Source organism: Imperialibacter sp. (assembly GCF_040222385.1).
GTDB lineage: Bacteria > Bacteroidota > Bacteroidia > Cytophagales > Cyclobacteriaceae > Imperialibacter.
On sequence record NZ_JAVKDF010000023.1, the window covers coordinates 45885 to 66396 of the forward strand.

At 45.3% G+C, this 20512-nt stretch carries 21 protein-coding genes; 14 read left to right on the forward strand and 7 right to left on the reverse strand.

Annotated elements, in window-relative coordinates; genetic code table 11:
- The first annotated feature begins 50 nt into the window (after positions 1-50).
- The 7 genes from RIG68_RS10375 to RIG68_RS10405 all read left to right on the forward strand — a co-directional run bounded on the left by RIG68_RS10375 (position 51) and on the right by RIG68_RS10405 (position 7254).
- Positions 51-299, forward strand: a complete 249-nt coding sequence (locus RIG68_RS10375; RefSeq protein WP_339813927.1) for a hypothetical protein — start codon at positions 51-53, stop codon at positions 297-299.
- Positions 296-700 carry a putative toxin-antitoxin system toxin component, PIN family gene (locus tag RIG68_RS10380; protein ID WP_350121904.1) on the forward strand — a complete coding sequence of 135 codons (405 nt, stop codon included), beginning with the start codon at positions 296-298 and terminating at the stop codon, positions 698-700. The genes RIG68_RS10375 and RIG68_RS10380 overlap by 4 nt, the downstream gene beginning before the upstream one ends.
- Before the next feature lie 43 nt (positions 701-743).
- Positions 744-2414, forward strand: a complete 1671-nt coding sequence (gene hutU, locus RIG68_RS10385; RefSeq protein WP_350121906.1) for a urocanate hydratase — start codon at positions 744-746, stop codon at positions 2412-2414.
- Between the two features lie 109 nt (positions 2415-2523).
- Positions 2524-3750 (forward strand): imidazolonepropionase, encoded by a 1227-nt coding sequence (hutI, locus tag RIG68_RS10390; RefSeq protein WP_350121908.1) that lies wholly within the window; start codon positions 2524-2526, stop codon positions 3748-3750.
- Between the two features lie 127 nt (positions 3751-3877).
- A complete protein-coding gene (gene hutG / locus RIG68_RS10395) occupies positions 3878-4852 on the forward strand; it encodes a formimidoylglutamase (protein ID WP_350121910.1) in 975 nt (324 codons plus the stop codon).
- A 547-nt stretch (positions 4853-5399) separates the two neighbouring features.
- Positions 5400-5615: a hypothetical protein gene (locus tag RIG68_RS10400; protein WP_151997914.1), complete on the forward strand. Its 216-nt coding sequence runs from the start codon at positions 5400-5402 to the stop codon at positions 5613-5615.
- Between the two features lie 262 nt (positions 5616-5877).
- Positions 5878-7254: a TolC family protein gene (locus RIG68_RS10405; protein ID WP_350121912.1), complete on the forward strand. Its 1377-nt coding sequence runs from the start codon at positions 5878-5880 to the stop codon at positions 7252-7254.
- Positions 7255-7260: 6 nt separating this feature from the next.
- Here RIG68_RS10405 and RIG68_RS10410 read toward each other — a convergent pair whose 3' ends face one another.
- From RIG68_RS10410 to rsfS, 4 genes are all read right to left on the reverse strand, one after another.
- Positions 7261-8088: a hypothetical protein gene (locus RIG68_RS10410; protein ID WP_350121914.1), complete on the reverse strand. Its 828-nt coding sequence runs from the start codon at positions 8086-8088 to the stop codon at positions 7261-7263.
- Positions 8042-8809: a UDP-2,3-diacylglucosamine diphosphatase gene (locus RIG68_RS10415; RefSeq protein ID WP_350121916.1), complete on the reverse strand. Its 768-nt coding sequence runs from the start codon at positions 8807-8809 to the stop codon at positions 8042-8044. The genes RIG68_RS10410 and RIG68_RS10415 overlap by 47 nt, the downstream gene beginning before the upstream one ends.
- A gap of 65 nt (positions 8810-8874) precedes the next feature.
- Entirely contained in the window at positions 8875-10971 is a 2097-nt protein-coding gene (gene ftsH / locus RIG68_RS10420; RefSeq protein WP_350121918.1) for an ATP-dependent zinc metalloprotease FtsH, read from the reverse strand.
- Between the two features lie 67 nt (positions 10972-11038).
- Positions 11039-11431, reverse strand: a complete 393-nt coding sequence (gene rsfS / locus RIG68_RS10425; RefSeq protein WP_350077445.1) for a ribosome silencing factor — start codon at positions 11429-11431, stop codon at positions 11039-11041.
- 40 nt (positions 11432-11471) lie between these two features.
- On the opposite strand from rsfS, the gene RIG68_RS10430 reads away from it, so the two are divergent.
- From RIG68_RS10430 to nadD, 6 genes are all read left to right on the forward strand, one after another.
- Positions 11472-12233, forward strand: a complete 762-nt coding sequence (locus RIG68_RS10430; RefSeq protein WP_350121920.1) for a biotin--[acetyl-CoA-carboxylase] ligase — start codon at positions 11472-11474, stop codon at positions 12231-12233.
- A gap of 85 nt (positions 12234-12318) precedes the next feature.
- Positions 12319-13626 carry an adenosylhomocysteinase gene (gene ahcY / locus RIG68_RS10435; RefSeq protein ID WP_350077449.1) on the forward strand — a complete coding sequence of 436 codons (1308 nt, stop codon included), beginning with the start codon at positions 12319-12321 and terminating at the stop codon, positions 13624-13626.
- 226 nt (positions 13627-13852) lie between these two features.
- On the forward strand, positions 13853-14431 hold the full coding sequence (locus tag RIG68_RS10440) for a sigma-70 family RNA polymerase sigma factor (RefSeq protein WP_151998053.1): 579 nt from the start codon (positions 13853-13855) through the stop codon (positions 14429-14431).
- A 37-nt stretch (positions 14432-14468) separates the two neighbouring features.
- Positions 14469-14738 (forward strand): zf-HC2 domain-containing protein, encoded by a 270-nt coding sequence (locus tag RIG68_RS10445; RefSeq protein ID WP_339787116.1) that lies wholly within the window; start codon positions 14469-14471, stop codon positions 14736-14738.
- Positions 14738-15298, forward strand: coding sequence for a guanylate kinase (gene gmk, locus RIG68_RS10450; RefSeq protein WP_350121922.1), 561 nt, complete (start codon positions 14738-14740; stop codon positions 15296-15298). The genes RIG68_RS10445 and gmk overlap by 1 nt, the downstream gene beginning before the upstream one ends.
- Positions 15299-15359: 61 nt before the next feature.
- Complete coding sequence (gene nadD, locus RIG68_RS10455; protein WP_350122642.1) at positions 15360-15932, forward strand: nicotinate (nicotinamide) nucleotide adenylyltransferase; 573 nt, start codon at positions 15360-15362, stop codon at positions 15930-15932.
- Positions 15933-15995: 63 nt separating this feature from the next.
- On the opposite strand, the gene frr is transcribed toward nadD, so the two are convergent.
- The 3 genes from frr to RIG68_RS10470 form a co-directional block, all read right to left on the reverse strand.
- On the reverse strand, positions 15996-16559 hold the full coding sequence (gene frr / locus RIG68_RS10460) for a ribosome recycling factor (protein ID WP_151997923.1): 564 nt from the start codon (positions 16557-16559) through the stop codon (positions 15996-15998).
- A gap of 12 nt (positions 16560-16571) precedes the next feature.
- Positions 16572-17276: a UMP kinase gene (gene pyrH, locus RIG68_RS10465; protein ID WP_151997924.1), complete on the reverse strand. Its 705-nt coding sequence runs from the start codon at positions 17274-17276 to the stop codon at positions 16572-16574.
- A gap of 81 nt (positions 17277-17357) precedes the next feature.
- Positions 17358-17861, reverse strand: a complete 504-nt coding sequence (locus RIG68_RS10470) for a biotin/lipoyl-containing protein (protein ID WP_350121924.1) — start codon at positions 17859-17861, stop codon at positions 17358-17360.
- A 43-nt stretch (positions 17862-17904) separates the two neighbouring features.
- Between RIG68_RS10470 and RIG68_RS10475 the strand changes: the two genes are divergently transcribed.
- Entirely contained in the window at positions 17905-20463 is a 2559-nt protein-coding gene (locus RIG68_RS10475; RefSeq protein WP_350121926.1) for a M1 family metallopeptidase, read from the forward strand.
- Positions 20464-20512 lie beyond the last annotated feature (49 nt).

Consider the following 20512-nt stretch of genomic DNA (forward strand, 5'->3'; position numbering starts at 1 on the left):
TACTTTGTTGAGGAGAAACGTTAAATTGTAAATAAGAAAAGAAGGTAACCATGAAGGACATTATATTATCACTGCCTGATGATCTTGCTTCCAGGCTTAGCGATCTCTCAGAAGATGAAAAAAGACAGGTCAATAAGTTGATCGAAGATACATTGTATCCGACGGGAGGAGATCAGACAGTCATGGCTATAACTTTGTTGGAAAAGGGGTTCAAGATTCCTCTTATTGCTAAACTTACCAGGCTCGACGAATCTTTTCTCGAGGACCTGAATGCCGGAGTCAAACTTCCCCGGGCTTGAAGGTTGTTTTGGACACAAATGTGCTGATAAGCTGGGTATTCGGTAAGGGGTCTGCCATTAACCTTATGGTCGAAGCGCTACTGACCGGGCATCATTTATTTACCTGCGATGAAATTCTGGATGAGGTGAACGAAAAGCTGACCTTGCCACGGTTGCAGAAATATATTGACTCCGAACGGGCCCAACAGCTTGTCGCTAGTTATACATCCAAAGCAACCAGACTTGAAGTGATAAATCATGTTCAAGTGTGCAGAGACCCCGATGACGACATCGTTTTGGCACTTGCAGCAACCGCCGAAGCAGATTTTATCATTACTGGAGACAACGACCTCCTGATTCTTCATCCGTATCAAAATATTCAGATAGTAACACCGGCAACTTTCACTGATAAATTTTTGTAGTTGCTTTTTCTAACACTAATAGCAGCCAAATCGATAGCAAAAAATGAATCTTTCAGCCTTTCTCAATACTTACGCTAGCCACCCAACCTACAAAGCGCCCACTGGATCAACCCTGAACGCCAGGTCGTGGCAGACTGAAGCACCATTACGGATGTTCCTCAACAACCTCGATGCTGAAGTGGCTGAAAATCCAGCTGAGCTGGTAGTATACGGCGGCACTGGTCAGGCAGCCAGAAATGTGGAGTCAGCCAGGAAAATCATTGAGATGCTTTTGCAGTTGGATGACGAGCATAGCCTGCTTATTCAATCAGGAAAGCCAGTCGGCGTGCTTCGAACGCATCCAGAAGCTCCAAGAGTGCTCATAGCTAACAGCAATCTGGTGCCGGCCTGGGCCAACTGGGAGCATTTTCAGGAGCTGAAGGAGCGGGGACTGATGATGTACGGCCAGATGACAGCTGGTAGCTGGATTTATATAGGTTCTCAGGGCATCCTTCAGGGAACCTACGAAACCTTTGTGGAATGTGGCAAGCAGCATTTTGGTGGCAGCCTCAAGGGGAAACTGCTGGTTTCAGGTGGCCTTGGAGGAATGGGCGGTGCTCAACCGCTGGCAGCGACCATGGCCGGCGCCACGTTTTTGGGCGTCGATATTGACCCCGAAAGAATTAGGAAACGCCTGCACACCCGGTACATTGATAAAATGACCGACTCTTATAACGAGGCGGTGAAATGGGTGCTGGACGCCAAAGAAAAGAAGGAGAACATTTCGGTCGGTTTGGTGGGAGACATTGGCGATGTGCTGGAAAGACTTTTGAAAGACAATATCACGCCTGATGTATTGACTGACCAGACATCTGCACACGACCCTGTCTTTGGCTATGTACCGAATGGGCTATCGCTGACTGATGCGGAGATTCTGCGAATGAAAAATCCCGTCAAATACAAGGAGCGATCATTGAAAAGCATGGCTCGCCACGTTGGCTTTATGCTCGAAATGAAGAAACGTGGAAGCCAGGTATTTGACTATGGCAACAACCTTCGGGAGTTTGCCCGGCAGGGAGGTGAGGCCAACGCCTTCGATTTCCCCGGTTTTGTCCCGGCTTACATTCGCCCGCTGTTTTGTGAAGGCAAAGGCCCTTTTCGCTGGGCTGCCCTTTCTGGTGATCCTGAAGATATTTACACTACCGATAGGGCCCTAATGGACGCTTTTCCAGAAAACACTCACCTCATCAATTGGTTGCAACAAGCCAGAGAAAAAATAGCCTTTCAAGGTCTGCCTTGCCGTATTTGTTGGCTGGGCATGGGAGAGCGGGAAAAGGCCGGTCTGATCTTTAACGACCTGGTGAAAACAGGCAAAGTAAAGGCTCCGATCGTCATTGGCCGTGACCACCTCGACTGCGGCTCTGTGGCATCGCCCAACAGGGAAACGGAAGGCATGCTCGACGGATCCGATGCCGTTTCCGATTGGCCGTTACTTAATCTCATGGGGAATACAGCCGGCGGTGCCACCTGGGTGTCATTCCATCATGGTGGTGGTGTGGGCATGGGCTACTCCCAGCATGCTGGCATGGTGGTATTGGCCGATGGCACCGAAAGAGCAGAAAGATGCCTTCGCCGGGTGCTCTTCAATGACCCAGCCATGGGCGTCTTCCGACACATGGATGCTGGTTACGAACTCGCCAGCGACGTCGCAGCCACCCACCATTTAAAATTTTAGTTCGTAGTACCGTAAAGGTTAAATTTAGGAGAACATGCTAGCCCTGTAGGGGCGGTATCTTATAGCGATGGGTTTAAACCCATCGCTCCAAAGACATATATCAAAAAAAATGCACACCCCCCAACTCATCGGCCCATTCAAACAAATCGTCACCATGGCCAACCTGCCAACCAAAGGGCCATTGACTGACGACCAACTCCAAATCGTACACAATGCGGGTATCGTGCTCCAAGGCGATCGGATTGTCGAGATAGTTGACTTCGAAGAAGGAGCGAAAAGGCACAAGAATGTTTTTGAAATGGAAGGCGACTATGTGGCTCTTCCCGGCCTCATCGACTGCCATACCCATGTCTGCTTTGCGGGCTCTCGGGCAAAAGACTACCAGCTGAAGGTGGGAGGTGCAGGCTATCAGGAGATACTCAAAGGCGGAGGTGGTATCCATGACACAGTGCAAAAGACGAGAGCAGCTACTCTGACAGAATTAGAAGAACTGGTTGCCGGACGGGCCACACGGCACCTCACCGAAGGTGTGACAACCATTGAAGTGAAAAGTGGCTACGGCCTCAATCTGGCCGACGAGCTTAAGATACTGGAAGCCATCAGTCGCACGTCAAAGGAATATTTGCTCGACCTTATCCCAACTTGTCTGGCAGCTCATGTCAAGCCAGGTGAATTTGACAAGGCTGACGAATACCTTGATTTCCTGATGAATGACCTATTGCCGCAGGTAAAACAGGAAGGCCTTTCCAAGAGGGTCGATATTTTCGTGGAAGAAGGAGCCTTCGATGTCGCACTAAGCAGAAAGTACCTAACAAGGGCAAGGGAAATGGGCTTCCAACTGACTGTGCACGCCGACCAGTTCAGCTCTGGCGGCAGTAAACTGGCAGTAGACATGGGCGCTCTCAGCGCCGACCACCTCGAAGCCTCCACCGATGCAGATATCAAGTACCTGGCCGGGAGCGACACCATTGGCGTGGTTTTGCCAGGAGCTTCTATGGGCTTGGGCTTGCCATTTGCTCCTGCCAGAAAACTGCTCGACTACGGAGGCTGCCTCGCCATCGCCACCGACTGGAACCCTGGCAGTGCTCCTATGGGCGACCTCCTCATGCAAGCGGCTGTACTTGGTGCTTCGCAAAAACTCTCCATGGCTGAAACCTGGGCTGGTATTACCTTCCGGGCAGCGAAAGCCCTTGATTTGGACGACAGAGGAACCCTTGTGCATGGTAATTTGGCGGATTTTATTGCTTTTGAAACAGGGGACTACCGGGAGGTGCTATATCACCAGGGAAAAGTGAAGCCAGTGGCAGTATGGAAAAATGGGCGACTAATTGACTAAATGCTTATCGATCAACCACCCATTTACATTATTTGCTTAATCCCTTACCATATTCAGTATCGAAGCCTTCATTAAATCTTTTAACTTCGCCCCACAGAAAAAACGATTGACTTTCTGATTGAATGGCATGTACAGATCACCTGATAGAAACATTTGGCGAGGAAGAACTGACAAATACGATGGGCCAGACGGAGCTCGCTGGCACCATGTCATTCAAATGCTCGATCTGTCGAGGCCGATTGCTTCGGCTCCTGGTCAACGGAAATTTGCGCTGCTTGGCTTTTGTTCCGACGAGGGCGTAAGAAAGAACTTTGGCAGGAGGGGGGCTTCTGAAGGGCCCTATACAATCAGAAAAATGGCAGCTAATTTGCCATGGCATAGTCAACCATCTGTTTCCCTTTTCGACGCTGGTGATGTTCTCTGTCCAAACGGCAATCTGGAAACGGTTCAAAAGCTGTTAGGGCAAAAAGTGGCAACATTACTAGACACTGGCTATTTCCCTATTCTACTGGGAGGCGGACATGAAATCGCCTATGGGCACTTTCTCGGAGCTTTTGCGCATTGCCCGGATAAGAAGATCGGTATCATCAATCTTGATGCGCATTTCGATCTGCGAAACGACCCTCATGCGCCCACATCAGGCACGCCATTTTTGCAGATAGCTAACTTCCTCGGTCAGGAAGCAAAGCCTTTCGACTATATGTGCCTGGGCATTCAGCCGTCTGGCAACACGGCAGCACTTTACAAAACTGCCCACCAGAAGAAGGTAAAATACCTGGAAGCAGGAACGCTCTTTCAGTTGTCTACGGCTGAGATAGAAAAGGTGATTCATAAGTTCACCAAGCCCCTTGATCATATTTACCTCACCATATGTCTCGATGTAATGGATGGCGCATTTGCGCCTGGGGTGAGTGCTCCGGCTGTGATGGGGTTGGCACCGCAGCAGGTAGCAGAGTTGGTGCGCATCATTATGAGCACTGGTAAAGTACTCACCTGCGACGTTGCAGAAATGAACCCGGCATTCGATCAGGACAATCGAACAGCGAAACTAGCGGCCAATCTCATATTTCGGATAGTGAACGAGAGTAAGATTGCAAAGTAGCTGGTTCTTCATAGTGCCTTAGCAATTCCATGGCTCCACTCGCCCAATTGGCTCCTTGTTTCGTAATGCTGTAGCACCGACAGGCCCATGTCCATGTTCTGGGCTGCTTGAGTCTTTGTGTCAGTAAAAAAAAGAACCTTCCCTAACACTGTGAAGAGGATTCTACTACCTAAGTGTGTGTTGAGGGAAGGTCACAATCAATCGAAAACCGAGAGCAAGATGGTCAGCCTTTGGAGGTTTGTAATCCCCCAAACTGAGGGAATTTTAAATTTCTCTGAAGAAATGAAATTTTTTCACGCCCAAAAAAAGTTTTTTTTCAGCTGTTTTTGACCCTTACTATCCTCGTGATTTATTCCACTGCCAATCCACCCGGGCATATTTCAACCCACTAAAATTTTGATTTCTGCAAATCCTCTCTTTTTGGGTTAAAAAATAACCAAGGGAAGGCCTGTTTGTAAAATACTGATTAACAGGCCGTTGTATGAAATAATAAACCTTCTGCTTATAATTGATGAGGAAATAGGAATTAACCCAAATATTGATTGATATGGAACGACACCTTAATCACACAGTTGTAGCAGATCTTGAAACTGAATTGAAAGATACTTTCGCCAACATAAAAATGAGTGACCTGAACCTTCACGACATTACAATGGACGAGTTTGTTGAGCAGTTGAGTAAAAAATCTAAGCTCAGCAAAGAGAAAGTAACCGAGATGGTAGAAGAAAAGATCAACTACATCTATTCAAAGAGACTAGGATAATACCTTTTCTACTTAAATTACACCCTGATTAATGAAGAGGCTGCCCAAAAGGTGGCCTTTTTTTTGCCCCTTTTGCTTTCGAAACTTTCGCCTGCCAAAGTCTCAAGTGATCTTCTTCGCTTGTTAGGTTCAAATCTGAACACAACTGTACTGTATTCGTACACATTTTTTCAAAAACAGCAACCTTAATTAATTGATAGTCAATACATTAAATAAATGGCATATTCATTGGTAAATAGGAGATGGACTTGAAAAAATGGATATGAATTTTATTAGAATAGCAAAGGGATTTCTTTTTACACTTACTCTGGGTCTCATTACTCTTGCAAACTCTTCGTTTGCGCAGGAAGAGGTGCAGGTGTTAACACTGGATGATTGTATTAGGATTGCGTTGGAAAATAACCTTGATATCAAAAGGGCGCAGAACAATACTATTTCAGCAAAGGCGAATATGATTCAGGCTATTGCAAATGCGTTGCCAGACCTAAATGCCGGGTTGAGTCAAGATATTTACAATGGATATACTTTCGACCAAACTGCGCAAAGAGGAGTGACGGCCACCACTTATCAAACTAGCCCAAATTTACGGAGTTCCCTAAATTTGTTCAATGGTTTTGCTAATGTGCATAACTATCGCAGAAGATCTGATGAACTTGCCGCCGCTGAAGAGTCAGTTGAGGCTTCCAGAGTATTGGCAAAAGCGAGCGTTTTGAGTGCATATCTGAATGTTATATTGGATCGTGAAAATGTCAGAATATCAGATGAAAGAGTCACTCTCTTGCAGTCGCAGCTTGAAAGAGAGGAAAAGCGAGTTTCGGTAGGGGTTAGTAATCCAGAGACGGTATACAGTTTTAGATCACAATTGGCCAACGAAAAATTGGTCAGAGTACAAGCCCAAAACACGCTTGAAAGAGACAAACTCCTTTTGATTCAGATGCTCCAGCTTGATGCTACTAAAAACTATGAGATAGAAACGTCTGAGTTGGATGAAGAGCAGATTCTGGACGAGGTCGACCCTTATGACGATGTTCTTGCGGCCAGTTTGTCCTATTCCCCATCGCTTAAACGTTCACTTTCTACCCAGAGTGCTTCTATATTCCAGTTTAAACAAATAAGGGCGAGCAGATACCCTCGTATATCTGCAGTTGGTTCATATGGATCAAGTTATTCTTCAAATGGAGCCTATAACCCGGAGGCTGACAGGCAGGATCCCGATGCGTCGTTTCGCCAACAGATGAGATGGAACGAATACAAATATTTGGGGTTAAATTTGAGCATTCCAATTTTTACTCGTTGGCAGACAGCTAGCAACATTCAGAGCGCAAGAGTAAATATGTATAACTCGGAGCTGGATGTCAAACAGTCGGAGCAAACTGTAACTAACACCATTCAACAAGTCTATATGGATTTGAAGGCTGCATACAGCACATACAATGCTGCGCAGGAGAATATCGAGGCTCTTACACAGGCTTATAATTTTTCAGAAACCCGATATCAAGCTGGAAGCACCGACTTTTATACTTATTTGGAGAGCCTAAACAATAAAAACAGAGCGGAGATTCAGTTGGCCAACGCCAAATACAGCATCGTCTTCCGGAAGAAAATTCTCGATATTTATCGGGGCATCGCAAACGAATAGCTACAGTTATCGAAGGAGGTTAAAGCCTCCTTCTTTTTTTGTCCCAACCACACGAGGGCCTATCAACAGGGCATTTAAATACGTGTCAGGTAAACTGATTTCATTTTTCTCATTGCTGTATAAATCCTGGATAAAAACACTGCCTCTACTTGTCAGGTAGAGCTGGTTCTTTGAAAAGCAAAAGAAACTGCAAGGAGGGCTGTCGATTACACCTTGATAATTCCCCAGATTGTCAAAGTAAATAATGCCACCACTATCCAGAGAGGCAAATAGCACATTCTGATATTCCCTGATGAAAAGAATCTTACCATCAACAGGTATTGATGCGTTGAAGGGGATTTTGGACTGGATTTTTTGATCAATAGGGTCAAACTTAATCAAGCCGTTGTATGACTCATCAATCAACCAGAACGAGTTGTCCTGCGAAGGGCAGGCGAGGCGTATAAAGCTCTGAGACTTGCCAGTGAGGTCATACTCAATAGTGGGAGACATAAACCTGTCAAGTATCACAATAGACTGAAATTCTTCGTAAAACAGAAAGGTCTTTAGTGGGTTCCAGGGATCGATTAGCGTGACCTGCCCCAGCCTTCTGGGAGAGTAGTTCACAATTTGTCTGCCCGTGGTATCGTATTTGGCCACGGTCCCGTTCTTGAATGCAAGATAGAAATCGCCTCTTCTGTCAACCGACTGAGCCGTCACTACAGGCCCCGGCACATTTTTTTCCACCACTAGCTGGGCCTGGCATAAGAAACCAGATAAGAGTAGAACCAGACACAGGACAACAGTCTTATTCAAATCTCTTGAGCTCAACTTTTTCACCATCAAATACAGCATAAGTACAGTGGTTGATCCACTCTCCTAAGTTAATGTATCTGCTGCTCTCCCCAACTTCCAGGTCAAGGGGCAGGTGCCTGTGCCCGAAAATATAGTAGTCGTGGTGCTCTTTGGCTTCAGCTTCTTTGCAATATGTCCAAAGCCACTCGTCATCGCCCAGAAAGGCCTCGTCATACTTCAGGTTGCTGATCCTGCTGTTGCTGGACCATTTGTGAGCGATGGCCATCCCCACATTAGGGTGCAACCATTTAAATGCCCACTGGCAGAGCTTGTTCCTGAAGATCTTCTTAAGAAATTTATATCGATAGTCGCCGGGCCCAAGACCATCGCCGTGTCCCACAAGTAGCTTTACCCCATTGACGACGTAGCGTTTGTTTTCGTGATACACCGGTATTCCAAACTCTTCAGTAAAGTAGTTGGCCATCCACATATCGTGGTTGCCAGAGAAAAAGATAACTGGAATGTCCTTATCGACCAGCTCAGCAATTTTTCCCTGAAACCGGGCAAAGCCTTTGGGGATTACGTGGTTGTATTCAAACCAGAAATCAAAAATATCACCAACAAGAAAGATGGCGGCGGCAGAGTCTTCGATACTTCCCAGCCATTTTACCACTTTGTTCTCCCTTTCCCGGCTCTTTGTTTGGTTGGGAGCCCCAAGGTGAAAATCACTCGCAAAATAGATCAATTTCCCATCCGGGAGGGTACCGTTGTCAAACTGCATATGGGTACAAAATAAAAAGATCAGGCGTTAACCTGATCTTTGAATCAAATATTATTTATTGAAGATTACTTTTTGGTTGTATCCTCAACTACATCTGAGGTCTCTTCATTTGTAACCTCTTCTGCTACCGATTTTTTCAAAGCTTCGACTTCGTCATCTGTTTTTTCTGCTTCTTCGGTCAGCGCTTCTACTGTTTCTCCGTTGGTAGTGTTATTCGTAAAAGCCTGGTAAGTCGTTTGCTTTTCAAAAGGACGTTTGCCTATCAGTCTTTCCAAATCATTCTGGAAAATGATTTCCTTCTCCAGAAGCTCTTTGGCTATAACCTCAAGCTCTTTCTTATGCTTGGTTAGCATTTTCTTAGTTCGCTCATAGGCAGTAGCAATAATGTTTCTAACCTCTGAATCTATGGTTTCAGCAGTCGACTCAGAGTAAGGCTTGTTGAATGAGTATTCGGATTGTTTCGAATCGTAGAACGACACGTTACCAATTTTATCATTCATGCCATAGATCGTCACAATGCTGTAGGCCATCTTGGTTACCCTCTCCAAGTCGCTTAGAGCGCCTGTCGATATTTTACCAAAAATAATCTCCTCAGCGGCACGACCACCCAGAGCCATGCTCATTTCATCGAGCAACTGCTCAGTTTGATACAAAAACTGCTCCTTTGGCAAGTACTGAGCATACCCGAGCGCCGCAATACCACGGGGAACAATGGATACCTTCACCAAAGGATCGGCGTGCTCAAGGAACCAACCCGCTACTGCGTGACCAGCTTCATGGTAGGCAACAATTTTCTTTTCTTCCGGCGAAATGATTTTTGTCTTCTTCTCCAGACCACCAATGACTCTGTCAATGGCATCCTGAAAGTCCTGCATGTCAACGGCCTCTTTGTCCCTTCTGGCTGCGATAAGTGCGGCCTCGTTACACACGTTGGCAATTTCAGCACCGGCAAAGCCCGGAGTTTGTGCAGCCAGCTTTTTCACGTCTACGTCTTTCGACATCTTAATAGGCTTCAAATGCACTTTGAAAATAGCCTCTCTGCCAATCACATCTGGTTTGTCAATGCTGATTTGGCGGTCAAATCGGCCCGGACGAAGCAAGGCGCTGTCCAATACATCAGGACGGTTGGTGGCCGCAAGGATAATAACGCCTGAATCGGTAGCAAAGCCATCCATTTCAACAAGCAGCGAGTTCAGCGTATTCTCTCTTTCATCATTGGAACCGGGCACCTGGCCTCTGCCTCTTGACCGGCCAATAGCGTCAATCTCATCTATAAACACGATACATGGTGCTTTTTCTTTGGCTTGCTTGAATAGGTCACGTACCCTTGCAGCACCTACACCCACAAACATTTCCACAAAGTCGGAACCCGAAAGTGAGAAGAAAGGCACAGCAGCTTCACCAGCTACCGCTTTCGCCAAAAGTGTTTTACCTGTGCCCGGAGGGCCTACCAGCAAAGCACCCTTTGGTATTTTACCACCCAGCTTAGTAAACTTGGCTGGGTTCTTAAGAAAGTCTACGATCTCTTTTACTTCTTCCTTGGCCTCGTCAAGTCCTGCCACATCCACAAAGGTGATCTTTACCTTGTTTTCTGCATCAAACAGCGCAGCTCTTGATTTTCCAATATTGAATATTTGTCCGCCTGGTCCGCCGCCACCAGTCATCCGGCGCATTAAGAACCAGAAACCGAACAAGATCAGGAACAAGAAACCCCAATTAAAGAAAATATTGGTGATGTCAGATCCTTCCTCAATCTTGTACTCAATTCTCTGATTATCAGGCAACCCTTTCTCAATCTCCCTAAACTTCTCATCGAAGTTGTCGGCCGAAATAATCTTGAACTTGTAGTGCGGTCCCTGGCTTAGCGAGAAAGGATTTCTCTGCTCAAGCTCAACTTTGTATTTACTGTTACTAAGTGCTTCTTCCTTTAATGTTACTTCAACAAGGTTTTGTGTTCTCAAAAGTACCACTCCTTTCACGTCATTGCTGAGCAGCATTTGCTCGAACCTTTTCTGCGAAATAGTTACTGATGAAGAACTATTGTTGAAATAAGTAATTCCAAGCACTACAGCCAGAAGAGTTAGAATCACCCAAATTTGATAATTGGGTCTCTGCGGAGGCTTTGGAATCAGGTTTTTCCTCGGTCTATCTTGATTTGCCATTCTTTAATCTTTCTAAATCTAAATCATTGTACAGATTGATAAAACGCTTTTCTATCGCTAATGTTCCTTAGTTGTGCGAGCTTTCCACCGGAGTGATCACCGCATCTCCCCAAAGCTCTTCCAGCGAATAGAAATCACGCTTATCTTTTTTGAATATGTGAGCTACCACATCTATGTAATCCAAAAGGATCCACTCTTTGTTTTGCTTGCCTTCTTTTTTCCAGGGGGACTGTTTTGAAGCTTTATAAACGAATTCTTCTACAGAATCACAAATGGCATCTATTTGAGTGTCCGAGTTGCCAGAACAGATAATGAAGTAATCAGCTACCGCATTTTTTACATTTCTCAAATCCAAAACTACTATGTCGTGGGCTTTCTTTTCTGCCATTCCCTGCACCACCAAATCGTTGAGTTCAACCGTTTTAGGTTCAACTGGCATTTTGCCCTTTTTTACTGTCATTCAAAACATTTTACTTTGTCTACAAAACTACGAAAAAAGATTGCACAAAATTTTCTCCAAAAATCTCTTTATAGGCAAAAAGGTGGTTTACCTGCCAAAATGTCACTCAACCAACTCTGTAGCTACACAATTGGCCGAAATTGAGCATGTCAACGAAGGTACAGTTGTGATCGCCGACGAGCAATTGGCAGGCCGGGGCCAAAGAGGCAACACCTGGGAATCGGAGCCAGGTAAAAATATCATGATGTCTGTGGTGCTGAAGCCCACTTTCTTAAAACCCTCGCAGCAGTTTTTTTTAAACATCATTGTGTCAATTGCAGTTAAAAAGACGCTAAGCGAATTTGGACTTGAGAATGTAAAAGTCAAATGGCCCAACGATATATATGCAGGCAACAAGAAGATTACCGGCATCCTGATTGAAAGCACGCTGAAAGGAAGCATGATCGAAACTTCAGTTGTGGGAGTAGGCTTAAACGTGAATCAATTGGTATTTATCTCAGAGAAAGCTACATCAATGGCGCTTGAAATGGGAAACGACCTGGACAAGGAGCTTGTGCTGGAGAAGTTGTCCCGGAATATTGAGTCTTTATATCTTCAGCTCAAAGGTGGTGCTTCTGAGAAACTACAGTCAGACTATTTGAAGTCCATGATTGGGTGGGGAGAGCGGCGGCCATACCGTGACAAAGAGGGAACGTTTGAGGGTGAAATTCTTGGCGTTTCTGAACCTGGAAAACTTAGGGTCGAACGAAGCGGGAATGTGAAGGAGTACGACTTAAAAGAGATAGAGTTTTTATGGAAGTAGCTATTCGTTAAAAACCTCTTCGGTTTGTCTTACAAAAAGTTATGCGCTACTTTTGCATCGATTTATAAATCAATATTATCATAAAATGATTGAAACAAGTCTTAATTACAAAGTAAAAGACATTTCACTGGCCGATTGGGGCAGGAAAGAAATCCGTCTGGCAGAAGCCGAAATGCCTGGTTTGATGGCACTCCGGGAAGAATATGGTGTTTCCAAGCCTCTTAAAGGAGCCCGTATTGCGGGTTGTTTGCACATGACTATTCAAACAGCCGTGCTTATTGAAACACTGGTTGAACTGGGTGCGGATGTTACCTGGTCTTCTTGCAATATATTTTCCACACAGGATCATGCCGCAGCTGCAATTGCCGAGGCTGGCATCCCGGTGTTTGCATGGAAAGGCATGAATGCAGAAGAGTTTGACTGGTGCATAGAGCAGACTCTATTTTTTGGCGATGATCGCAAGCCTCTCAATATGATCCTTGACGATGGTGGCGACCTTACCAATATGGTGTTGGACAAATACCCTGAGATGGTACCTGGCATCAAAGGTCTCTCTGAGGAAACAACTACCGGCGTTCACCGTTTGTACGAGCGGATGAAAAAGGGCACCTTACCAATGCCTGCTATCAACGTGAACGACTCTGTGACCAAGTCGAAGTTTGACAATAAATATGGTTGCCGTGAGTCGTTGGTGGATGCCATTCGCAGAGCTACCGACGTAATGATGGCTGGTAAAGTAGCCGTTGTTGCTGGATTTGGTGACGTAGGAAAAGGTTCCGCTGAGTCGCTTAAGAGCTGTGGTGTGAGGGTGATTGTGTCTGAGATCGACCCTATCTGCGCTTTGCAGGCGGCGATGGAAGGATACGAAGTGAAGAAAATGGCGACTGCCGTTAAAGAAGCTGATATCATTGTAACCGCTACAGGCAACAAGGACATCATCAAAGAAGAGCACTTCAGAAGCATGAAGGACAAGGCTATTGTTTGTAACATTGGCCACTTTGACAATGAAATTGATATGGCATGGTTAAATGGGAACTACGGTCAGACTAAAGTTGTCATCAAGCCGCAGGTAGATCTTTACAATATCGAAGGATCAGAAATACTTGTGTTGGCCGAAGGCCGGTTGGTGAACCTTGGCTGTGCCACTGGTCACCCATCTTTTGTGATGTCAAATAGCTTTACCAATCAGGTGTTAGCGCAATTGGAGCTTTGGACAAACACTGACAAGTACGAAAATGCGGTGTACACATTGCCTAAGCACCTCGACGAGAAGGTAGCGAGACTGCACCTGGCTAAGATCGGCTGCGAACTTGATACACTAAGCCCCGATCAGGCCGAATACATAGGCGTTTCTCTTGAAGGCCCATACAAGCCTGATTATTACCGTTACTAAAATTACTGACATAATTTCATGACAGAGAAAAGGCCCCCAAAAAGGGCCTTTTTTTATTATTTTGACCGAAAGTAGGTGAAAACAGTCCGTATTTCGCAAATTGAGCTGGTTAACAAATCCGGGTGATTTGTCGTATTATGTAAAAAGAGATTGATTCTAAATAGCCCGCCAGTTGGGCAAGGAATTTGCTGAATTCATTGACATGTCAACAACCGTAACAGAAACCATGGAAGGGCCAAAGCGGCACAGCTATAGTGACTCAAAGAAGATGAAGATCTTTAACGGGGAATTTTTGCCGCATATTGACTCGATGTACAATTTTGCCTATCGTCTTACTTTTGACGACGATGAGGCAAAGGATCTTGTGCAGGAAACTTACTTTAAAGCATTTCGATTTATAGATTCATTTCAGGAAGGAACCAACGCCAAGGCGTGGTTGTTCCGAATCTTGAAGAATAGCTTCATCAACGACTTCAGGAAGAAAAGCAAAGAGCCTGCTAAAGTTGATTATCAGGAGGTTGAAACTTATTACAACTCTGATGATGTTGATGAACATATAACCGTCGACCTGAGAGTAGACGCTCTGCAAAACATGATTGGTGATGAAGTCTCCAATGCGCTGAATGCGCTGGATGTCGATTTCAGAACAGTAATCATACTTTGTGACCTGGAAGGTTTTACCTACGAAGAGATGGCGAAAATCCTCGACATTCCAATAGGTACCGTGAGATCGAGATTGCACAGAGCTAGAAATCTACTCAAGGAGAAGCTAAAATCATATGCTCAGACAATGGGCTACAAATAATTTTTTTCGTAATTTTCGTGATTGAAATTGACAGAGAATGGAACAAAGTTCTGCAAAGGAAGGCTGCAAGGAGTCAGTGAAATGTATTGAAATTTTGCATCTGCTACTTGATAATGAGGCATCGCCAACTCAGGAAGACTATTTGCGGAGTCACCTCGACAGTTGCCTGCCCTGTTTGAAAAACTATAAAGTTGAAACGGAGATTCGAAACATTTTGCGTACTAAGCTTGAAAAGCGTGAAGTCCCTGCAGATTTGCTCAATTCAATAAAATCGAAAATTTCTGTTTCTCTTGCCCCTGAAGGTTAATGCGCAAAGCAATTATTTTTACTGCTCCGTCAGGTTCTGGTAAAACAACACTGGTAAAACATCTTTTAGATCATATTCCTTCTCTTGCCTTTTCCATTTCGGCCACAACAAGGAAGCCTCGAAACCAGGAGGTGAATGGAAAAGACTATTACTTCCTCTCGTTTAGTGATTTCCAGAGTAAGATAGAAAGGGACGAATTTGTAGAATGGGAAGAGGTTTACAATGGATCCTTTTACGGCACACTCAAGGAAGAGATTGACAGGATATGGGCTTTGGGCAAAGATGTGATTTTTGATGTGGAAGTGCACGGTGCGCTGAACCTTAAGAAATACTTTGGAGACGATGCCCTGGCGGTATTTGTCAGAGTGCCTGATTTGAACACACTTCAGGAAAGACTTCAAAAGCGTGATACTGAAACTGCAGACACACTCGAAAAACGCCTTCAGAAGGCTAAATATGAAATGACCTTCGAAAAACGACTGGACGTGACAGTGCTCAATGACGACTTGCAGAAGGCGAAAGACATGTCTCTACAAATTGTGAAAGATTTTTTAGCTTAGCCTTTCGAATCACCTTCGCTGGCGTGTGACGAGGTACTGCCAGGAACAAAACATCAATCTATTGGATATCGGTCTCTATTTTGGTTCATTTAATCCTATCCATGTTGGGCACCTCATTATTGCCAACACTATGTTGGAGAATACCGAAATTGAAGAGGTGTGGTTTGTTGTAAGCCCTCAGAACCCATTGAAGAGACGAAGCAACCTGGAGCATGAGTTTGACAGGTTCGACCTGGTGCAGGCCGCTATTCACGACAATTATCATTTCAAAGTTACTGATGTCGAGTTTCACATGCCCAAACCCAGCTATACGGTGGATACCCTTGCATATTTAACGGACAAGCACCCTCAGCATAAATTCAAGCTGATAATAGGGGAGGACAACCTCGCTTCTTTTCCTAAATGGAAAAACTTTGATGTCATTTTAGAAAACCACGGGCTGCTTGTGTACCCACGGCCCCAGTCGAATCCGTCCGATCTCAGAGATAATCCAAACGTAAAAATTGTTGATGCCCCTTTACTGGACATATCGGCCACGTTCATTCGGAAACAAATAAAGATGGGCAAGTCTGTCAAGTACCTTATCCCCGACAGCGTAAATGAAATGATAGGACAGAAGAAGCTTTATTTATAATGCAAAAAAAGAGCTGTGTTTGAATACCACAGCTCCCCAATGATTGAGTATTGTCGGGCGGTGCTACACCGTCATAATCTCCACCTCTTTGGCATCTACAAGTTTGTCGATTTTTACTGAGTGCGAATCGGTAAGCTTTTGCACTTCATCCTCAGCCCTTTTCACATCGTCTTCAGCAGCCCCCTCTTTCATCAGCTTTCTGATCGATTCGTTGGCATCCTTCCTGATATTTCTCACACTCACTTTGGCAGTTTCTGCCTCCGCTTTTACTTGTTTGACAAGGTTTTTTCTTCTTTCCTCTGTTAAGGGCGGAACGTTGATCATTACCATCTCCCCGTTGTTTTGGGGATTTAAGCCCAGGTCGCTATTGATGATCGATTTTTCAATTTCTGAGATCATGTTCTTTTCCCAGGGCTTGATGGCAAGTGTTCTGGCATCGGGCGTATTAACAGAGGCAACTTGCTGTATGGGAGTCATGGCGCCATAGTAATCAACCATGATACCATCAAGCATGTTGGGCATTGCTTTTCCAGCCCTTATTTTTGCAAGCTCTGCCGAAAAATGAACAATGGCTTTGTCCATCAAATCTTTAGCTTCCTCTAGAAATAGTTGTATTTCCTCATTCATCCTTAAAAAAAGTTAATTTATCAGAGTGCCCACTTCCTCGCCTTTCACAACGTTAATGAGGTTCCCGGGCTTGTTCATATCAAATACAATAATCGGTAGGTTGTTTTCCTGGCATAGCGTGAAGGCGGTCATGTCCATTACGTTCAATCCTTTTTCATAAACTTCCTGAAAAGAAATCTGAGCGTATCTGGTGGCATTTGGATCTTTTTCGGGGTCAGCTGAGTAAACGCCGTCAACTCGGGTGCCTTTTAGTACAACGTCGGCTTCAATTTCAATGGCTCTCAAACTGGCCGTCGAGTCCGTTGTGAAGTAGGGATTGCCTATGCCCGCTCCAAAAATCACGATCCTTCCCTTTTCCAGATGCCTGATGGCTCTTCTCCTGATAAAAGGCTCACAAACTTGCTCCATTTTTATCCCAGACATAAGGCGGGTAAACATACCATGGGCCTCAAGTGCACTTTGCAGTGCCATAGCATTAATCACTGTTGCCAGCATGCCCATATAGTCGCCTTGAACCCTGTCAATCCCAATAGTAGATGATTGTACGCCACGGAAGATATTACCACCACCAATAACAATGGCTACTTCAAGGCCCTCATCCTTTACTTTTCTTATTTCCTGGGCATATTGTTCAAGTTGTGCGGGGTCAATGCCATATTTCTGACCACCCATGAGTGCCTCGCCGCTTAGTTTTAGTAATATTCGTTTGTATTTCATAGAGCCGGTCTTCCGTGCTTTTGTATGGGGTAAAAGAATGGTTAAATCAGGCAAATATAAATGAAAGCCTTCGACTATGCCTTAGGAAAATGTAATTAGTACCTGATTTTTTTCAACGCTTTGCCCTTTTTCAACAGAGATAGCCTTGATAATTCCGTCACCAGGCGATTTAAGCACATTTTCCATTTTCATCGCTTCCAGAATCAGGATGGGGTCGCCCTGATGAACCTCCTGGCCCTCGCTCACCTTTATTTCGTGGATAAGCCCGGGCATGGGCGCTTTCAGGTCGTTGGCTTTTTTTGCCGTGGTATTTGATATACCCAGTTTTTCAAGTAAAATATCCATCTTATCTTTCACAGTAACCTCTGCCTTTTTTCCGTTTACCAACAGGGAAACCATTTTCGAAGCCTTGTCGGTGCTAACTATTTCCACCTCAAAAGCCTTCCCACTCTTTATTACATGATAGTGATTAGGTTTCACCTCAACTACCTCATGATTAAATAAGTCGCCATTCAGGTAGACCTCCCCATTTGTTTGGTAGTCAACGTCGATTTCTTTTTGACCTTTTATAAGTACCTTCGCCATGAATTCTTTTTTGGCAAAATACGACATAATATTTTGTGATGATATGCGCAGGAACACTTTAGAAGGAAAGCTTGGGTCGGGAACAGCATTGCTCTCAGTCACATGTATATTATTATTGACAATGGTTGGCTGCAGGTCTTCCTATCAGGCGTCGTCAGACTCTGCGGGTGTTGAGGAGGCCATTGTTGAGATAGACTTGCCCCCCTACCAACCCGCCAGTCCCAGGTTTTTCGATATCCTGCATACACGGCTTGATCTGGAGTTCGATTGGGGAAACAAATGGGTGATCGGCCAGGCCGATATCACCATAAAGCCCTACTTCTATCCTCAGAACCAACTGATGCTGGATGCGAAAAGCTTTGAAATAATCGGGTGTGATTTAGTGCAGAATTCAGCCACGGCTCCTTTGGAGTTCCAGTACGACGGTGAGTCTGTGTACATCAATTTGGAAAAGGACTATAAGAGATCGGACACGCTGTCAATCAGGTTAAAGTACATCGCTAAGCCATATGAGCAGGCAGCGCAGACCGGGCAGGCAGTAACCTCCGACCGGGGGGTGTTCTTTGTCAACTCGACTGGTGCTGATACATTGAAGCCGAGGCAATTATGGACGCAAGGGGAAACTCAATTCAATTCCCGTTGGTTTCCCACCATAGATGCGCCTAATGAAAGGTTTACTCAGGAGATTTTCCTGACCGTTGACTCTTCGCTAACCACGTTATCCAATGGCGTGCTTCAATCGACCGACTATTTGGGAAACGGCCTTAAGAAAGACCACTGGAAACTTGATAAGCCACATGCACCTTACCTGGCTATGATTGCCGTTGGCAACTTTGCAAAGGTTGACGATTGGGCCGATTCACTCCAGCTGTCTTACTATGTCGAGCCAGCTTTTGAAAAGTATGCCAAAGATATTTTTGGAAACACGCCAGAAATGATTGCATACTTTTCGCAAGTGTTGGATTATCCATACCCGTGGGCTAAGTACGACCAGATTGTTGTTAGAGACTATGTGTCTGGAGCCATGGAGAATACAACGGCATCCGTTTTCATGGAAGACCTCCAGGTGAGCCGGAGGGAGTTGCTGGACGATCATTGGGACGGCATCATTGCACATGAACTTTTTCATCAGTGGTTTGGCGACCTGGTCACCTGCGAGTCGTGGGCCAACCTGGCGCTCAACGAAGGGTTTGCCAATTACAGCGAATACATGTGGAACGAGCACAAGTACGGAAAGGAAGAAGCGGACTATAATTTATGGATCGAGAAAGACAATTACCTGGCCGAGGTAGCCGACGGCAAGGTCGACCCAATCATTAACTATTTCTACGAAAATCCCGACGACCTGTTTGATAGCCACCGCTATTCAAAGGCCGGCCTTGTGCTGCACATGCTTCGCAACTATACGGGGAATGAGGCTTTCTTTGCTTCACTCAACCATTACTTAAAGGCAAATGCCTATCAGTCAGTCGAAATTGATGACCTTCGGAAGTCCTTTGAGGCTGTGACAGGAGAAGACTTGCAATGGTTCTTCGAGCAGTGGTTCGAACTACCCGGGCATCCGGTTTTGGAGGTATCGACATCCTATGCCAATGATAGCCTCACTATCAACATCAACCAATTGCAGGTGTCCGACTCGATTGGGCTCTTTGTTTTTCCTCTGGATATTCAAATTTGGGAAGGTGCCACCAGCACAACCCATGAATTGCTAGTCGACGCTCCTGAGATTACCATGACTTTGCCGCTGCCGAAGGAGCCAACGCTGGTGGAGGTGGATCCGGAAAGAGTTTTGCTGGCCGAAATTTATCAGCCCAAAACAAGTCAGGAGTTGCTGATGGCCTTTTCTAATGGAAGTTCCTTTGCCCTTCGAAGAGAGGCGTTGGAAACACTCTTTTCGGAAGGCGACTCCATTACCATAGGCAAGGCTGCCTTGCTCGGATTGGCAGACCCATCCCCACGCTTGAGAGAGATGACGCTGGACAATTTGATTGGCCGGGGCCACCTGACTAACAATGACATTGCAAGGGCTGTGCAAAAACTCACATCCGACAGCCGTTCGCTGGTGAGAGCAGCAGCTTTCAGTGCTTACAGCGAAACTCAATCGAACGATATCGATGAGGTGATGAAGAAGGCGCTTGCTGATTCTTCTTATAGTGTGATAGGGGCTGGCCTGGAGGTGCTGCTGCAAGATTACGTGGAAGACCCTATTTGGCTCAAGGAGTTTCTTGGCTTGACACACCTTAATATAGCAGCACCTATTGCAGGTTACTACAATCAGCAGGTGAAAGAGGGACATATTGAATGGTACAATAAGAACTTGCTTAGCTTTCATGGCATGGATCGCTGGATGTTTTTGCAGTACTATATTGAGTACGTTGTGTTAACAGATCTCTACAAGGATGAGTCAACGGCCAAGGTGCTCACTTATATTGCCACCAACGACAACGAATATTATAATAGAATTGCCGCTTTCCAGTCGATGACACTGGTGATTCCGGAAACCCCCGAAAACAGGAAGATACTTGCTTCAATCGCAGCAAAGGAGGAAGATCACAGGGCCAGGGCTGTTATGAACAGCTTACTTGCTAGTGAAGGGAATTAAAGAAGTTGAAGTTCGTCAGGAATATTTTCGACTTTTTAAATCAATTATT

Excerpts from the sequence above, each read along its gene's own strand:
- RIG68_RS10375 (WP_339813927.1), top strand. The coding sequence starts at position 51 with ATGAAGGACATTATATTATCACTGCCTGATGATCTTGCTTCCAGGCTT.
- hutU (WP_350121906.1), top strand. The coding sequence starts at position 744 with ATGAATCTTTCAGCCTTTCTCAATACTTACGCTAGCCACCCAACCTAC.
- hutI (WP_350121908.1), top strand. The coding sequence starts at position 2,524 with ATGCACACCCCCCAACTCATCGGCCCATTCAAACAAATCGTCACCATG.
- hutG (WP_350121910.1), top strand. The coding sequence starts at position 3,878 with ATGTACAGATCACCTGATAGAAACATTTGGCGAGGAAGAACTGACAAA.
- RIG68_RS10400 (WP_151997914.1), top strand. The coding sequence starts at position 5,400 with ATGGAACGACACCTTAATCACACAGTTGTAGCAGATCTTGAAACTGAA.
- RIG68_RS10405 (WP_350121912.1), top strand. The coding sequence starts at position 5,878 with ATGAATTTTATTAGAATAGCAAAGGGATTTCTTTTTACACTTACTCTG.
- RIG68_RS10410 (WP_350121914.1), bottom strand. The coding sequence starts at position 8,088 with ATGCTGTATTTGATGGTGAAAAAGTTGAGCTCAAGAGATTTGAATAAG.
- RIG68_RS10415 (WP_350121916.1), bottom strand. The coding sequence starts at position 8,809 with ATGCAGTTTGACAACGGTACCCTCCCGGATGGGAAATTGATCTATTTT.
- ftsH (WP_350121918.1), bottom strand. The coding sequence starts at position 10,971 with ATGGCAAATCAAGATAGACCGAGGAAAAACCTGATTCCAAAGCCTCCG.
- rsfS (WP_350077445.1), bottom strand. The coding sequence starts at position 11,431 with ATGACAGTAAAAAAGGGCAAAATGCCAGTTGAACCTAAAACGGTTGAA.
- ahcY (WP_350077449.1), top strand. The coding sequence starts at position 12,319 with ATGATTGAAACAAGTCTTAATTACAAAGTAAAAGACATTTCACTGGCC.
- RIG68_RS10440 (WP_151998053.1), top strand. The coding sequence starts at position 13,853 with ATGGAAGGGCCAAAGCGGCACAGCTATAGTGACTCAAAGAAGATGAAG.
- RIG68_RS10445 (WP_339787116.1), top strand. The coding sequence starts at position 14,469 with ATGGAACAAAGTTCTGCAAAGGAAGGCTGCAAGGAGTCAGTGAAATGT.
- gmk (WP_350121922.1), top strand. The coding sequence starts at position 14,738 with ATGCGCAAAGCAATTATTTTTACTGCTCCGTCAGGTTCTGGTAAAACA.
- frr (WP_151997923.1), bottom strand. The coding sequence starts at position 16,559 with ATGAATGAGGAAATACAACTATTTCTAGAGGAAGCTAAAGATTTGATG.
- pyrH (WP_151997924.1), bottom strand. The coding sequence starts at position 17,276 with ATGAAATACAAACGAATATTACTAAAACTAAGCGGCGAGGCACTCATG.
- RIG68_RS10470 (WP_350121924.1), bottom strand. The coding sequence starts at position 17,861 with ATGGCGAAGGTACTTATAAAAGGTCAAAAAGAAATCGACGTTGACTAC.
- RIG68_RS10475 (WP_350121926.1), top strand. The coding sequence starts at position 17,905 with ATGCGCAGGAACACTTTAGAAGGAAAGCTTGGGTCGGGAACAGCATTG.